General features: G+C 75.1%; 13 protein-coding genes and 1 riboswitch. Of the genes, 6 read left to right on the forward strand and 7 right to left on the reverse strand.

Annotated features, from left to right (window positions below; all coding sequences use genetic code 11):
- The first annotated feature begins 133 nt into the window (after positions 1 to 133).
- Both glnII and AC060L_RS32460 read left to right on the forward strand, forming a co-directional pair.
- Positions 134 to 1,156: a glutamine synthetase gene (glnII, locus tag AC060L_RS32455; protein ID WP_483802560.1), complete on the forward strand. Its 1,023-nt coding sequence runs from the start codon at positions 134 to 136 to the stop codon at positions 1,154 to 1,156.
- A gap of 110 nt (positions 1,157 to 1,266) precedes the next feature.
- A complete protein-coding gene (locus tag AC060L_RS32460; RefSeq protein ID WP_483802561.1) occupies positions 1,267 to 2,118 on the forward strand; it encodes a phosphodiesterase in 852 nt (283 codons plus the stop codon).
- Between the two features lie 38 nt (positions 2,119 to 2,156).
- Here the strand turns inward: AC060L_RS32460 and cobC are convergent, their stop codons facing one another.
- Entirely contained in the window at positions 2,157 to 3,647 is a 1,491-nt protein-coding gene (gene cobC, locus AC060L_RS32465) for an Rv2231c family histidinol phosphate aminotransferase CobC (RefSeq protein WP_483802562.1), read from the reverse strand.
- Positions 3,648 to 3,886: 239 nt separating this feature from the next.
- Between cobC and AC060L_RS32470 the strand changes: the two genes are divergently transcribed.
- Positions 3,887 to 4,414, forward strand: coding sequence for a GNAT family N-acetyltransferase (locus tag AC060L_RS32470; protein ID WP_483802563.1), 528 nt, complete (start codon positions 3,887 to 3,889; stop codon positions 4,412 to 4,414).
- A gap of 26 nt (positions 4,415 to 4,440) precedes the next feature.
- On the opposite strand, the gene AC060L_RS32475 is transcribed toward AC060L_RS32470, so the two are convergent.
- On the reverse strand, positions 4,441 to 5,049 hold the full coding sequence (locus AC060L_RS32475; RefSeq protein ID WP_483802564.1) for a MarR family winged helix-turn-helix transcriptional regulator: 609 nt from the start codon (positions 5,047 to 5,049) through the stop codon (positions 4,441 to 4,443).
- A 49-nt stretch (positions 5,050 to 5,098) separates the two neighbouring features.
- Between AC060L_RS32475 and AC060L_RS32480 the strand changes: the two genes are divergently transcribed.
- Complete coding sequence (locus AC060L_RS32480) at positions 5,099 to 5,824, forward strand: SDR family NAD(P)-dependent oxidoreductase (protein WP_483802565.1); 726 nt, start codon at positions 5,099 to 5,101, stop codon at positions 5,822 to 5,824.
- A 7-nt stretch (positions 5,825 to 5,831) separates the two neighbouring features.
- Here AC060L_RS32480 and AC060L_RS32485 read toward each other — a convergent pair whose 3' ends face one another.
- Genes AC060L_RS32485 through AC060L_RS32505 form a run of 5 tightly spaced genes read right to left on the reverse strand, consistent with a single transcriptional unit; the run spans position 5,832 to position 12,458 of the window.
- Positions 5,832 to 7,208 carry a cobyrinic acid a,c-diamide synthase CobB gene (locus AC060L_RS32485; protein WP_483802566.1) on the reverse strand — a complete coding sequence of 459 codons (1,377 nt, stop codon included), beginning with the start codon at positions 7,206 to 7,208 and terminating at the stop codon, positions 5,832 to 5,834.
- A 10-nt stretch (positions 7,209 to 7,218) separates the two neighbouring features.
- Positions 7,219 to 7,824: a cob(I)yrinic acid a,c-diamide adenosyltransferase gene (gene cobO / locus AC060L_RS32490; protein WP_483802567.1), complete on the reverse strand. Its 606-nt coding sequence runs from the start codon at positions 7,822 to 7,824 to the stop codon at positions 7,219 to 7,221.
- A gap of 4 nt (positions 7,825 to 7,828) precedes the next feature.
- The gene (locus tag AC060L_RS32495; RefSeq protein WP_483802592.1) at positions 7,829 to 9,922 is read right to left on the reverse strand and encodes a putative cobaltochelatase; all 2,094 of its coding nucleotides are present in this window, start codon (positions 9,920 to 9,922) and stop codon (positions 7,829 to 7,831) included.
- A 35-nt stretch (positions 9,923 to 9,957) separates the two neighbouring features.
- Positions 9,958 to 11,505, reverse strand: a complete 1,548-nt coding sequence (locus tag AC060L_RS32500; protein WP_483802568.1) for a cobyric acid synthase — start codon at positions 11,503 to 11,505, stop codon at positions 9,958 to 9,960.
- Positions 11,502 to 12,458: a cobalamin biosynthesis protein gene (locus tag AC060L_RS32505; protein ID WP_483802593.1), complete on the reverse strand. Its 957-nt coding sequence runs from the start codon at positions 12,456 to 12,458 to the stop codon at positions 11,502 to 11,504. The genes AC060L_RS32500 and AC060L_RS32505 overlap by 4 nt, the downstream gene beginning before the upstream one ends.
- A 202-nt stretch (positions 12,459 to 12,660) precedes the next feature.
- A riboswitch (cobalamin riboswitch) is annotated at positions 12,661 to 12,875 on the reverse strand.
- 191 nt (positions 12,876 to 13,066) lie between these two features.
- On the opposite strand from AC060L_RS32505, the gene AC060L_RS32510 reads away from it, so the two are divergent.
- Complete coding sequence (locus tag AC060L_RS32510) at positions 13,067 to 13,804, forward strand: helix-turn-helix domain-containing protein (RefSeq protein ID WP_483802569.1); 738 nt, start codon at positions 13,067 to 13,069, stop codon at positions 13,802 to 13,804.
- Positions 13,805 to 14,031: 227 nt separating this feature from the next.
- Positions 14,032 to 15,156: an alpha/beta hydrolase gene (locus AC060L_RS32515; protein ID WP_483802570.1), complete on the forward strand. Its 1,125-nt coding sequence runs from the start codon at positions 14,032 to 14,034 to the stop codon at positions 15,154 to 15,156.
- The last annotated feature ends 151 nt before the right edge of the window (positions 15,157 to 15,307 follow it).

A 15,307-nucleotide genomic window follows, 5' to 3' on the forward strand; every position in this document is an offset into this window, starting at 1 on the left:
CACTCTCGGAGAGTGAGGGTGCCACTTCGGACAGTCGGTTCACACGCTGGTTACATAAGAGGAACAACGGGGAAACGGCGGCTTGCAACGCTACGCGGGCACCCACCACCCAAAAGCAGTGAGGTTCTCCGCGATGGCTATCAAGGCTGAGTACATCTGGATCGACGGCACCAAGCCGACCGCGAAGCTCCGCTCCAAGACCCGGGTGCTGCCGAACGCGGACAAGATCCCGACCTGGGGCTTCGACGGCTCCTCGACCAGCCAGGCGGAGGGCCACGCTTCGGACCGCGTGCTCGACCCGGTGAAGGTGTACCCGGACCCGATCCGCGGCGGCGACCACATCCTCGTGCTCTGCGAGGTGCTGGAGATCGACGGCTCGGCGCACCCGTCCAACACGCGTGCGCTGCTGCGCCCGATCGCCGAGCAGTTCGCCGCGCAGGAGGCGATCTTCGGCATCGAGCAGGAGTACACCTTCTTCAAGGGCTCGCGCCCGCTCGGCTTCCCCGAGGGTGGCTACCCGGCCCCGCAGGGCGGCTACTACTGCGGTGTCGGTGCCGAGGAGGTCTTCGGCCGCGAGATCGTCGAGCTGCACCTGGACCGCTGCATCGCCGCCGGCCTGAACATCTGCGGCATCAACGCCGAGGTCATGCCCGGCCAGTGGGAGTTCCAGATCGGCCCGGTCGACGCGCTGACCGTCTCGGACGACCTGTGGGTCGCCCGCTACCTGCTCTACCGCACCGCCGAGGAGTTCGGCATCGACGCGACGCTGGACGCCAAGCCGGTGCGCGGCGACTGGAACGGCGCGGGTGCGCACACCAACTTCTCCACCAAGGCGATGCGCGAGGGCTACGACGCGATCATCACCGCCTGCGAGTCGCTCGGTGCCTCGCAGGAGATCGTGTTCGAGCACGTCAACCAGTACGGTGACGACATCCAGTCCCGCCTGACCGGCAAGCACGAGACCGCCCCGTGGAACGTCTACTCCTACGGTGTCTCGGACCGCGGCGCCTCGGTGCGCATCCCGTGGCAGGTCGAGGTGGACAAGAAGGGCTACATCGAGGACCGCCGCCCGAACGCCAACGTGGACCCGTACGTGGTGACCCGCCTGCTGGTCAACACCTGCTGCGCCGCGCTGGAGAAGGCCGGCCAGGTCTGATCGCCTGAGGCGTACGTCTGAGCCGTACGCCTGAGTTGTACGCCCGAGGCGTACACCGCACCGCCCGTCGGTCCTTCCGGGGACCGGCGGGCGGTGCGATCATGATCGGCGTGAACCCTGCCGATGTGAACCCTGCCGACCGGATACCCGCAGCGTCCGTTCCCGCCGACGCCGCCCCGCTCTCGATCGCTCACATCAGCGATCCGCACATCACCACCGGCCTGTTGGCCGGCGGCCCGGCGACGGGGCTCAGCCGGGCACTCTGCCGCGTCCTGACGCTCGATCCGAAGCCGGACTGCGTGGTCATCACCGGTGATCTGGTCGACCGGGGCAAGCCCGCCGAGTACCAGGTGCTGCACGAGCTGATCGGTGGATTCCCGCTGCCGCTCTACCTGGTGGCCGGCAACCACGACGATCCCTCGGTGCTGCTGGGCGAGTTCGGCGGGACGCGCTTCCTCGGCGGTGCCGGTGCGGCGAACTACACCGTCGAAGAGCCCGGGTTCACCCTGGTGGTGCTCAGCTCGGTGCTCCCCGGCTCACCTGCCGGCCGGCTGGGTGAGGCCCAACTCGCATGGCTGAATGAGGCGTTGTCCCGCCGCCCGGAGGTCCCGGCGATCGTCTGCCTGCACCACCCGCCGATGGCGCTCGGCATGCCGTTCCTGGACGGGATGCGACTGGAGGACGGCGCGGAGCTCGGCAAGCTGCTGGCCGGCCACCGGAACGTCGCCCGGGTGCTGGCCGGTCACGTCCACCGCCAGGTCACCGCCGCGTTCGGCGGCAGCACGCTGGCGGTCGCACCGAGCTCGTACCTCCAGGCCCACCTGGTGCTGCGCGAGGGCATCCCGAACTACCTGCCCGAGCCGACCTCGTTCCTGCTCCACCTGCGCAGCGAGGACGCCTGGATCACCCACACCGTGCCGGTCAGCCACGCCGCCGGGCCGATCGCCGGGCACACCTGGTGAAGCGTCACGCCTGGTGAAGCGTCACGCCTGGTGAAGTGTCAGGGCTGATCGACGACCGCACGCAGCGCGGCGAGGAACCGGTCCGTGGTCTCCTCGTCGCGCACCGCGAGGCGCAGCCAGTCCGGCCCGAGCCCGGGGAACGTGTCACCGCGCCGCACCGCGTAGCCGGCCGCGCGCAGCCGTTCCCGCACCAGTGCCGCGCCGGGCAGCTCGATCAGCACGAACGAGGCGGCGGGCTCCCCGTGCACCCGGATCCCGGGCACGGCGGCCAGCCCCTTCAGCAGGTGCGCCCGGTGCTCGGCCAGCTGCCCGGCGGCCTCCTCGGCCTCGGCCAACGCGGGTGCGGCGCTGCACAGTTCGGCCGCCACCAGGGCAGGCGTCGAGACCGGCCAGAGCGGCTGTGCCCGGCTGAGCTCGGCCACCAGGGCGGCCGGGCCGAGCAGGTAGCCGATGCGCAGGCCGGCCAGCCCCCAGGTCTTGGTCAGGCTGCGCAACACCACGACCTGGCCCGGGAGTTCACCCGCAGCGAGCCCGGCCAGCGACTCGCGCTCGCCCGGCACGGTGTCCATGAAGGCTTCGTCGATCACCAGCGTCCGCCCCGGGCGGGCGAGTTCGGCCAGCGCGGCGGCCGGGTGCAGGACCGAGGTCGGGTTCGTCGGGTTCCCGATCACCACCAGGTCGGCCTGCTCGGGCACCGCGCCCGCGCCTGGGGCCTGTCCGAGCCGGAAGCCGTCGGCGGGGGAGAGCAGCGCGCGGTGCACGGTGATCCCGGCATCGCGCAGCGCGGCCTCCGGCTCGGTGAACTGCGGGTGCACCACGACCGCGTGGCGCGGGCGCAGGGTGCGGGCCAGCAGCACGAACGCCTCGGCGGCGCCCGCGGTGAGCAGCACCTCGTCGACCGGCCGGCCGTGCCGGGCGGCGACGGCGGCCCGCGCGGCGCTCTGCTCGGGGTACGCGGCGAGGTCGCCGAGCGTGGCGGCGAGCGCCTCGCGCAACCAGGCCGGCGGGGTGCCGGTGCGGACGTTCACGGCCAGATCGACCAGACCGGCGGCTCGCACCTCGGCGTCGCCGTGGTGCCGAAGGTCGGGCTCGCCGACTTCCGCCGGGTCGGCAGTCATGGTCACCGTGGCCAGCGCCACTGTGGCCCGCGCGGACTTCCGCTTGGCGAGCAGCAGTCGGCCACCGCCGAGCAGCGCGGCCGCCTCGGCGACGCTGGCCGTTCCGGTGCCGGCCAGCACCACGGGGGACGGGTTGGGCACCCGGACGGCGGACAGCTCCGCCGCCGGGTGCGCGGTGAGCGGCAGCCCGAGCGCGCGCGCCGCGCCGAGCAGGCCCGGCTCGTCGGCCCGCTGCTCGACGGTGGCCAGCCGCCGCAGCGCCGTCCGCGCCACGCCCGCCTCGGCGAGCGCCGCGCCGATCAGCGCCAGCACCTCGTCCGCGCCCACCCCGGCGCTCGCGCCGACCCCGGCCACGACCCCGGCCGTATCGCCGTCCACGCTGCCGCCCGTACCGCCGTCCACGCCGCTCACCTGTGGTTTCTCCCTCTCGCGCCCCGCGCATCCCACCACGCTGGGCAAGAGGGAGTCAACGAGGGGGAGTAGGACCTACCCGGTCGATCCCGTCGAAGCAGCGCGCGGTGCCGGCCGGCCGGCCGGGATGCCATGGAGGGCGCACCTCCCGGCCGAAGGCGGGGGCCTGTCGGCGACCGTGCCGGTGCGGCAGGATCGGGCTCGGAACAACCGATTCCGAATCCTGGGGGGAACGGGCGATGACCACGCAGACCGAACGGCTGACGCTGCGGCAGTGGGAGGCGGCCGATGTCGCGCGGGCGTATGACCTCTACTCGCGCTGGGAGGTGGTCCGTTACCTCGGGACCACACCGCGGGTGGTGGCGGACGAAGCCGAGGCGGCGGCGCTGATCGAGCGGTTCCGGGCGACCGCGCAGGCGGATCCGCGCTACGGCCGGTGGGCAGTGGCGCGACGGGACAGCGGACTGGTGATCGGCACCGTGCTGCTGGCCCCACTCCCGGGGGACAGCGGAGATGGCGCGATCGAGATCGGCTGGCACTTCCATCCGGACAGCTGGGGGCAGGGGTTCGCGACCGAGGCGGCCCGGGCCGTACTGGCGAAGGGGTTCGCGGACGGCCTGCCGGAGATCCACGCCGTGGTGCGGCCGGACAACGAGCCCTCGCAGGCGCTCTGCCGCCGCCTCGGCATGGAGCCGCTGGGCCGTACGGACCGGTGGTACGGCGTGGAGCTGGAGGCGTTCCGGCTGGCCGCCCCGCCGGCCGGCTGAAGGGCCGACGCTGCCGGTCGCTTGGATCAGGACCCGCTCGCCGGCTGCTCTCCAGACCCCGTCGGCCCCGGCAGTCCGGCCAGCAACTTGGCGAGCAGCAGGGCGAGTTGCTCCTGTTCGCCGCCGGTCAGCACGCCGTCCACCAGGCCCTGCTCGTACTCCAGCAGCTCTTCGACCGCCGCCTCCACCGCAGCGTGCCCGGTCGCGGTGAGCTCGACCGGGACGGCCCGGCTGCCCGGCTCCGCAGGCAGTCGCCGCACCAGGCCGTCCGCCTGCGCCCGGTCCACCCGCTGCGTGACGGCGCCGGCGGTGATCAGCGAGCGGGCGGCCAGCTCGCGGGTCGAGAGGCGGTACGGCCGGCCGGACCGGCGCAGCGTGCTGAGCAGGTCGAGCGTCGCGGCGTCCATCCCGACCCGGTTGAGCGTGCGCCGCCGGTCGTCGGTGAGCAGCTTCGCGGCCTGCCGGATCCGGGTCAGGATGCCGATCGAGCCGACCGGCAGCCGTGGCCGCTCGCGCTGCCAGGCGGCGGCGATCTCGGCGGCCAGGTCGGGCCGCTGAGGCCGCTCGGGCTGCCCGGGCCGCTCGGACTGCTCGTGCTGCCCGGGCTGATCGGCACTCTCGTAAGCGGAATCCATGGTGCTAGTGTGGCATGGACGTTTAGGTCTAAACGAGGGGAGCGCGCTCATGCGCCAGATCATCGTCACCGGCGGCGGCACCGGCATCGGCCGGGCGGTCGCGGCGGCCTTCGCCGAGCAGGGCGACCAGGTGGTCATCACCGGCCGCCGCAAGGACGTGCTCGCCGACACCGCCGCCGCGCTCGGCCCGTCGGTGCGCGCCGTCGCGTTCGACGCCGCCGACCCGGCCCAGGTCGAGGCCGCGCTGGCCGAACTCCCGGAGCGGGTGGACGTCCTGGTCAACAACGCGGGCGGCAACACCGACATCGGCGCCGAGCCGGCCGAGGGTCTGGCCGGCCTGGCCGCCGGCTGGTTGGCCAACTGGCAGGCGAACCTGCTCTCCGCCGTGCTGGTCACCACCGCGCTGCGCGAGCGGCTCAACCCGGGCAGCGCGGTGATCAACATCAGCTCCATCGCCGCCCACCGCGGCGGCTCCGGCTCCTACGGCTCGGCCAAGGCCGCCGTCGAGGCCTGGACCCTCACCCTCGCCCAGCAGCTCGGCGCGGACGGCAGCACCGCCAACGTGATCGCCCCCGGCTACATCGAGGACACCGAGTTCTTCGGTGCCGGCATCTCGCCGGAGCGCCGCGCCTGGAACATCGAGCAGGCGGCGAACAAGCGCGCCGGCACCCCGATCGACATCGCCGGCACGGCGCTCTACCTCGCCTCGCCGCTCGCCTCGCACGTCACCGGCCAGATCATCCACGTGAACGGCGGCACGTACGGCGGTCGCTGACGCATCGTCAGGATACGCTCCCCGCCTGCTCCGCCGCTGCCCGGACGAACCGCTCGGCCAGCCCCGGCGCCCCCGCCCAGTGCAGGTGCAGGTAGCTCGCGTGCACGTTGGCCGCCGCGAAGCCCTCGGTGTGCGGGGCGCCGGCCGGGGTGCGCCAGCCCCAGGCGGGGGTGGGTCCGGCGCCCGGGGTGCAGGTGGTGCGGTGGAACTCGTGGCCGCGTACCCGGGTGCCGGTGGCGGCGAGCGGGCTGTCGTGCAGCGCGACGGCCTCGCGGTAGCCGAGCGTCAGGCGTTCGGTCATCCGCGCGGTCGAGTCGAGCACCCCGCACATCGGGCGCCCGTCCAACTCGCGCCCCAGGTACAGGAGTCCGGCGCACTCGGCGGCGATCGGCGCACCGGCGGCGGCCAGCGCGGTGATCGCCGCGCGCAACTCGGCGTTGGAGCTCAGCTCGGCGGCGTAGACCTCCGGAAAGCCGCCGCCGACGACCAGACCTGACGTGCCGTCAGGCAGCGCGCGGTCGTGCAGCGGATCGAACGGGACGACCTGCGCCCCCGCCGCGGTGAGGAGTTCGGCGTTCTCGGCGTACGAGAAGGAGAACGCCGGCCCGGCGGCGAGCGCGATCCGGGGCGCCGGTCCGGCGACCGTGGTGACCTCGGCGGCCGGGTCCCAGGGCTCGGCGTCGAGCGGCGGCGCCGACCGGGCCAGCGCCAGCACGGCGTCCAGATCGACCGAGGCGGCGATGAGTTCGCCCATGTCACGGACCGCCTGGACGGCCTGCGCGGAGCGCTCCACCACCGGCACCAGGCCGAGGTGCCGGGACGGGGTCGCCACCGAAGCCGTCCGCCGCACCGCGCCCAGCACCGGCACGCCCGCGCCCTCCTCCAGCGCCTCGCGCAGCAGCTGCTCGTGCCGGTCGGAGGCGACCCGGTTCAGGATCACGCCGGCGAGCCGCACCTGCGGGTCCCAGGACGCGAAGCCGTGCACCAGCGCCGCGACCGAGCGGGACTGCGAGGAGCCGTCCACCACCAGCACCACCGGTGCCCGCAGCAGCTTGGCGACGTGCGCGGTGGAGGCCAGCTCGCCGCGCCCGGAGGCGCCGTCGAACATCCCCATCACGCCTTCGATCACCGCCACGTCCGCGCCGGCGGCGCCGTGCGCGAGCAGCGGGCCGATCCGCTCGGGGCCGCACATGAAGGCGTCCAGGTTGCGGCCTGGACGGCCGGTGGCCAGGCCGTGGTAGCCCGGATCGATGTAGTCCGGGCCGACCTTGTGCGGGGAGACGGTCAGACCGCGCGCGGTCAGCGCGGCCATCAGGCCGGTGGCGACGGTCGTCTTGCCGGCGCCCGAGGAGGGCGCGGCGATGACCAGGCGGGGGATGTGCATCAGAGGTCGCCTACCACTCGATCCCGCGCTGGCCCTTGCGGCCGGTGTCCATCGGGTGTTTGACCTTGGTCATCTCGGTGACCAGGTCGGCGACTTCGAGCAGCGCCTCGGGCGCGTACCGGCCGGTGATCACCACGTGCTGCGAGCCGGGCCGCTCCCGCAGCACCGCCACCACCTCCTCGACGTCCACCCAGCCCCAGTGCATGGGGTAGGTGAACTCGTCCAGCACGTACAGCCGGTAGGTCTCGGCGGCCAGGTCGCGCTTGACCTGCTCCCAGCCCTCCTTGGCGGCCTCCTCGCTGCTCACCTCGGCCTCGGCCGAGCGCTGGATCCAGGACCAGCCCTCGCCCATCTTGTGCCAGGCGACGCTGCCACCCTCGCCGGAGGCGCCGAGCACCTTCAGCGCGTTCTCCTCGCCCACCTTCCACTTGGCGGACTTGACGAACTGGAACACCCCGATCGGCCAGCCCTGGTTCCAGGCCCGCAGCGCGAGGCCGAAGGCGGCGGTGGACTTGCCCTTGCCGGGGCCGGTGTGCACGGCGGTGATCGGCTGGGTGCGGCGCTGACGGGTGGTCAGGCCGTCGTTCGGGACGACCTCGGGCTTGCCCTGCGGCATCGGGTCACGCTGCCTTTCGCGAAGAGGGGGAGGGACGGTGCGCGTGCACCAGGGCGGCGACGCCCTCGGCGCGCAGCTCGTCCAGGGTGACGGCGGTGGCGTTCAGCTGTCCGGCCAGGGTGCGGGCCAGACCGAGCCGGACCGGGCCAGACTCGCAGTCCAGCACGACGGCCGCGGTGCCCTGCGCGGCGAGCAGGCCGGCGGCCCGGCCCGCGTCGGCGAGCGCGGCCCGCCCGCCGGTGGCCCGGCCGTCGGTCACCAGCACCAGCAGCGGACGGCGCAGCGGGTCGCGCAGCCGCTCCAGCCGCAGCACCTCGTGCGCCCGCAGCAGGCCGGCGGCCAGCGGGGTGCGGCCGCCGGTCGGCAGCTGCTCCAGCCGGGCCGCGCCGACCTCGACCGAGGAGGTCGGCGGCAGCGCCAGCTCGGCGCCGGTGCCGCGGAAGGTGACCATGCCGATCTTGTCCCGGCGCTGGTAGGCGTCCATCAGCAGCGAGAGCACCGCGCCCTTGACGGCGGTCATCCGCTGCCGGGCCGCCATCGAGCCGGAGGCGTCCACCACGAAGAGCACCAGGTTGGACTCGCGGCCCTGGCGCACCTGCTCGCGGAAGTCGTCGTGCCGCAGCACCAGCGCGCGCGAGGAGCGGCCGCGGGCCGCCTGGTGTGGGGCGGCGGCCTGGAGCGTGGCCGACAGGTGCAGCCGGGTCAGCTGGCCGGCCGGGCGGCGGGCCCGGATCGTGTGCCCGCCGTCGGTCTCGGCGGGGGAGCGGCGGCCCTGGGCGCCGCGACCGGTGCCGGGGACCTTGAACAGCCTGGTCCGGTACGGCTCCCCGGCCGCGACCGGGGCGTGCTCGCGGGACGGCCCGGCCGGGCGGGGCAGCTGCGGCGCGAGGGGCTGCTCGGCGCTCTCGTCCTCGGCCGCCGGGGACGGCGCGGTCGGCGCCGCAGGGCCCGCGGCCTCCGACGAAGGCTCCGGCGCACCCCCGCCGCCACCGTCCGGACCACCATCAGGTCCGTCGTCGGGGCCACCCTCGGGCCCGCCGTCCGGTCCGTCGCCTTCCGGCGAGTCGGGCGAATCGGTCGGGTCGGTGTCGGCCTCGGGGTCGGCGTCGGGCTCGTCCGGCGCGCTGTGCTCCGCCAGCGTCCGGTCCAGCTGCTCCTCGTCCAGTCCGGGCGCGTCGAACGGGTTGCGTCGGCGCCGGTGCGGCAGGGCGAGCTGCGCGGCCTTGCGCACGTCCTCCTCGGTCACCGCCGTCCGCCCGGCCCAGGCGGCCAGCGCGACCGCGGTGCGCGCCATCACGATGTCCGCGCGCAGCCCGTCCACCTCGAACGCGGCGCAGACCGCGGTGATCTGCCTCAGCGCGCCGTCGCCGAGACGCACCGACGGCAGCAGCGAGCGCGCCGCGGTGATCCGCCCGGCCAGCTCCCGCTCCTCCGCCTCGTACCGGGCGGCGAAGCCTGACGGATCCGCGTCGTACGCGAGCCGCCGGCGCACCACCTCGGCCCGCTCGGCCGGGTCCCGGGTGGCCGCGATCTCCACCGTGAGGCCGAACCGGTCGAGCAGCTGCGGCCGCAGCTCGCCCTCCTCCGGGTTCATCGTGCCGACCAGCAGGAACCGCGCCGCGTGCCGCACCGAGACGCCCTCGCGCTCCACGTACGAGCGCCCCATCGCGGCGGCGTCCAGCAGCAGGTCCACCACGTGGTCCTGCAGCAGGTTGACCTCGTCGATGTAGAGCACGCCGCGGTGCGCCTGGGCGAGCAGCCCGGGCTCGTACGCCTTGACGCCCTCGGCGAGCGCCCGCTCCAGGTCGAGCGAGCCGACGATCCGGTCCTCGGTGACGCCGACCGGCAGCTCGACAAGCCGGGCGGGCCGCTCCGCGACCGGCCCGGCGGCGCTGTGCGGACCGTCCGGGCACTGCGGATCGGGCGCCGCGGGGTCACAGGCGAACCGGCAGCCGTCCACCACCGCGAGCGAGGGCAGCAGCCCCGCCAGCGCGCGCACCATGGTCGACTTCGCGGTCCCCTTCTCGCCGCGCACCAGCACCCCGCCGACAGCCGGCGAGACCGCGTTGAGCAGCAGCCCGAGCCGCAGGTCGGCCATCCCGACGATCGCCGTGAACGGGTATCGAACGTCACTCAAAGCAGCTCACCTTCCATTGCGCGTGTGGCCGGAGCCCCCGGCGGGACGAACGGCAGGCCGCCGCCCGGACCGCCCTCGATCAGCCGCCACAGCGCGGCGGTGTCGGCATGCTCCTCGATCAGGTCCCCGAGCCGGTCCAGCCGCTCCTCCCGGGCCGCCGCGAACGAGGTGTCCGGCGCGGGCACGAAGGCCCGCCCCGCCATCGCCGCGACCTCGCGCAGGAACGCCCGGCGGAAGCCGTCGTTCTCCAGCGCGCCGTGCCAGGTGGTGCCCCAGACCGAGCCGGTCCGGCAGCCCTCCAGGCCGTGTCCGTCGGCGTCGGACATGAACGGCTCGCCGCCCTCGACCGCGACCACGCCGTGGTGGATCTCGTAACCCGCCACCTGCTCGCCGAGCGCGTAGCCGACCGGCCGGGCCAGCACCTTCTCGACCCCGAACTCGACGGTGGTCGGCAGCAGCCCGAGCCCGTCCACCATGCCCGCGCCGGATTCGACCAGGTCGGTGATCCGCCCGCCCAGCATCTGGTAGCCGCCGCAGACCCCGAGCACCGGCTGACCGGCGGCGGCCCGCCGGCGCAGCGGCTGCTCCAGGCCGCGCTCGCGCAGCCAGGCCAGGTCGGCGACGGTCGCCCGGGTGCCGGGCAGCACCACCAGGTCGGCGTCGGCCAGTTCCTCGGGGCGGGTGGCCCAGCGGACCAGCACCCCGGGCTCCTGGGCCAGCGCGTCCAGGTCGGTGAAGTTGGACAGCCGCGGGAACCGCAGCACGGCCACCCGCAGCACGTCGGCGCCGACCGGCCCGGCCGAGCTGCGGTCGACCACGGCGGACAGGTCGAGCGAGTCCTCGGCGTCCAGCCACAGGCCCGGCAGCATCGGCAGCGTGCCGAGCACCGGACGGCCGGTCAGCTCGTGCAGCATGTCCAGGCCGGGCTTGAGCAGCCGCACGTCGCCGCGGAACTTGTTCACCAGCCAGCCGGCGACCAGCCGCTGGTCCTCGGCGTCGAGCAGCGCGAGCGTGCCGTACATCGCGGCGAAGACGCCGCCGCGGTCGATGTCGCCGACCACCACGACCGGCAGCTCGGCGGCCCGGGCCAGGCCCATGTTCGCGATGTCGCGGTCGCGCAGGTTGATCTCGGCGGGCGAGCCGGCGCCCTCGCAGACCACCACGTCGAACCGGCGGCGCAGGTCGGCCAGGCACTCCAGCGAGCGCTCCAGCAGGTACGGCTTGCGCTCGCGGTAGTCCAGCGCGCCGACCTCGGCGATCGGCCGGCCGAGCAGCACCACCTGGCTGCGCCCGTCCGCGCCGGGCTTGAGCAGCACCGGGTTCATCGCGGCCTCGGGCTCCACCCGGGCGGCCTGGGCCTGCATCACCTGGGCCCGGCCGATCTCCGCGCCGTCCATGGTGACCATCGAGTTGAGCGACATGTTCTGCGCCTTGAACGGCGCGACGCTGACGCCCTGGCGGACCAGCCAGCGGCAGATGCCGGCCGTCACCACGCTCTTGCCGGCGTCCGACGTGGTGCCGGCGACCAGCAGTGCGTTGCTCATATCTTCCTCCCCCTCACAGCACGGCGACGGAGCATCAGGACGCGCGCCGCGACCGTCGTGCCCAGCGCCAGCAGCCCGACCCGCCGGGAGAGCCGGCAGGCCCGTTCGATGTCCGAGACGGCGACCGGGCGCAGCTCGGCGCCCAGCACCGGCCGCTGCTCGACCCTCTCGCCGTAGCGCAGCGGACCGCCGAGGCGCACGCCGAGCGCGCCGGCGAAGGCCGACTCGGCCTGGCCGGCGTTCGGGCTCGGGTGCGCGGAGCCGTCCCGCCGCCAGACCCGCAGCGCGGTGCGGCGGGCGGCGGCGGAGTCCGCCGCCGCGACCGTGAGCAGCGCGGTCAGCCGGGCGCCGGGCCAGCCGGCCACGTCGTCCAGCCGGGCGGCGGCCCAGCCGAACCGCTGGTACTTCACCGACTTGTGCCCCACCATCGCGTCCAGCGTGTTGACGGCGCGGAACGCGAGCAGCCCAGGGGCGCCCGCGAGCGCACCCCAGACCAGCGCGTTGACCACGGCGTCGGCGGTGTTCTCGGCCACCGACTCGACCACCGCCCGGGCGATCTGCGGCTCGTCGAGCGCGCTCGGGTCGCGCCCGCACAGGTGCGGCAGCCGCTGCCGGGCCGCTTCGAGGTCGCCGGCCGCGAGCGAGGCGCCGATGGTCCGGGCCTCGCGGGTGAGCGAGCTGCCGCCGAGCACGGTCCAGCCGGCGAGTGCGGCGCCGACGGAGCGGGCGGAGCGGGCGGTCCGGCCCGGCAGCAGCCGTTCCAGTCCAAACTCCAGTCCGGCTGCGCCGGCCGCCACCGCGCCCACGCAGAGCGCGGTGTGCAGCGCGCCGGCGCCGCGGTGGTCGCGCCACAGCACCCGCTCCAGCCGGGCGGCGGCGGTGCCGAAGCCGGCCACCGGGTGGCCGCGGCGCGGGTCGCCGAAGCGCGCATCGGCGGCGTAGCCGGCCACCATGCCCGCCGCGTAGTCGAGTGCCGTCAGGTCGGTGCGGCTCACCGGGCAGCGCAGGGGTGCGCGGAGCAGGGGAGCACTGGGCAAGGGGGCGCAGAGCAGGGGAGCGCTGGGCAAGGATGCGCCGAGCAGGGGTGCGCATCGCGCAGAGGTGTCGGGGCAGGCTGCATGACTGGCTGTGTCCTCACTCAGGGTCCGCGCCCTGGATCGACGAACCGGGGGCGAGAGTCTCCTGGCTCCCGGGGCCGACACACCCTCGGGCCCCGCCGGCGGGGCCGGCCGGTCTCGCCGTCAGCAGCGGGCCGTGACCATGGTTTCGAGCGTGCTCCCCGGTGACAGTGGCGGGACCGCGCCGGATTCGCACCGGCTTCCTCTCCTTGCCTCCGTATGGCCCAAGGATCCCACCACGTGCCGGAACCGGGCGTCAACCGGACCCCGGCCTGGTGGATCACACCGGGGGCGGGCCGGCGAAACCGTCACTACCTCCGAGTAACCGCGCTGCTCGGCGGGGTGGCCTCAGCGAATCGTCCAACACCCTTGCGGGGCCGGTGCTCCGGCTTCGTGCATTCGGCGGGTGGGGCGGGCCATGCCCGGGCGCCTAGCGTCGGGGCATGCGAAGAACCAGGCTGCCGGTCCCCGCCCCGGTCCCGTTCTCCCCGCAGGCCGCCCGGACGCACCGGGCCGCCCTCGGGCTCACCCCGGACCAGGTGGTGGCGGGGATGGCGGCGAACGGCGTCCGGCTGCTGGCGGGCCATCTGCTCAGCTGGGAGGCGGGCGAGCTGCGCCCCGACGAGGTGGAGCTGATCGCGCTGGCCCGCGCGCTGTGGTGCCCGGTGGCGCAGCTGATGGGCGCCGCCCCGGCGAGCCTGCGCGACTTCCGGGTGGCCCGCGAGCTGAGCCAGGAGCAGGCGGCAGCGCGGATCGGGATCGGCGTGCGCACGTACGTCACCGCCGAGCTGACCGGCCGTTGGACCGGGGACGAGACCGAGACCGCCGCGCTGATCGAGGAGCTCGGCCTGACGCTGCGCGACCTGGTGCGGGTGACCGACCGGGCCGCCGAGCTGGAGCTGCGGCTGCGTCAGGCGGTGGACGGGCGCTGGCAGGCGCAGCTGAAGGCGGTCGGCCGGCTGGTGCCGGTGGCGAAGCCGGTGCTCTCCCAGGTGCTGGCGGCGCTGCACGGCGAGTCCCAGGCGGGCTCCTCGCACTGGGGCGCCTCGACCTGGGGCGGGACGGGAGCGGCGGGAGCGGCCGGCCCGGCGACCGTGGAGGCGGCGGTGAGCACCGGGGCGCCGGTGGAGCGGTTCTGGGCGCTGCTGGCGAACGCGGACACCGGCGGCCTGCCGGTCTGACCGCGCCGGGGCCGGGTCGTGCCGGGGCCGGGTCGTGCCGGGATTGGGGCGTGCCGGATTCGGGGCGTGCCGGGCCCGGGGCGGTGGACTTGACGTTCCGTGGTCCCGGACCAGCCCACCCGCCCCGGACGGCTGCCTTCCGGTGGCCCGGCGCGGCGTCCCGGGGTGAACTGGGGTCGTTCCGTGCCGTCCCGGCGTGGGGCGCCGCCACAACCCAGGGGAGAGCCATGCGTTGGGGAACCGCCGCCGTCGCGGCCACCGCGGTCGCCGTCGCAGCGGGCGCCGTCGTCGTGATCGTCGGCCGCCGGGTGTCCGACCTCGCCCTGCGGACCGGGGCCGAGGGCACCGAGCCCGGCCAGGACGAGCCGCCGCTGCGGGTGCACGAGATCGCCGCCCGGGAGGTGACGCTGACCCGCACCCCGGCCAGCGGCCGGCGCGGCCGTTACGCGCTGGACTGGCCCGGCGGCCACGCCGTGGTCGGCGAGGTGCTGCGCACCGCCCCGCAGACCGTCACCCGGCGCCTGGAGCAGATCGCCGGCACCGCGCCGAGCACGGGCACCGAGGTCGAGCTGAGCCCGCGGGTGCTGCGCGGCGACCCCGGCTCGGCCTGCGGGCTGGACTACCTCGACGTGCTCGTGGACGGCGAGCTCGGCACGCTGCCCGCCTGGTACGTGCCGGCGATCCGCGGCACCTGGGTGATCGCGGTGCACGGCCGGTTCGCCGACCGCCAGCAGGCGCTCCCGGCGCTGCCGCTGCTCAAGCGGCTCCAGCTGCCCGCGCTGGTGATCAGCTGCCGCGGCGACCAGGGCGCGCCGCCGGCCCCCGACGGGCTCGGCCACTTCGGCGAGACCGAGTGGAACGACGTCGAGGCGGCGATCCGGTTCGCCAAGCACGCCGGCGCCGGCCGGATCGTGCTGTACGGCTGGTCGGTCGGCGCCGCGACGGTGCTGCAGACCGCGGCCCGCTCGGACTACCGCGACTCGATCGCCGGGCTGATCCTCGATTCGCCGGTGCTGGACTGGGACGCCTCGGTGCGCGGGCTGGCCGCCCGGGCCGGCGTGCCGACCGCGCTGACCGGGCTCGGCGCGCTGGCGGCCGAGGGCCGCACCGGCGTGGACGTGGCCGGCTTCGCGCGGCTCGCCGACGGCACCGACCTGGCCGCCCCCGTGCTGCTGCTGCACAGCCCGCAGGACGGCGTCGCGCCGTACGAGGCGGCGAGCAGGCTGGCCGAGCGCCGCAGCGACCTGGTGAGCCTGCACCCGGTCCCCGGGGCCGGGCACGCCGCGCTCTGGAACGCCGACCCGCACGGCTACGAGGAGACGCTGCGGCGCTTCCTGACCCCGCTGCTCTGAGCCCTGCTGCTCTGAACCCTGCTGCTCTGAACCCCGCTGCTCTGACCGACCACCGGGCGGCCGCCGCCCGCCGCCGCTCGCGGTCGTCCGCAGTCGAACACGACTTAACGCAGTACCTCCGGGCCGATCCGGCACCACCCGGCGGTCACCC

The organism is Kitasatospora sp. NEAU-69, assembly GCF_057158765.1.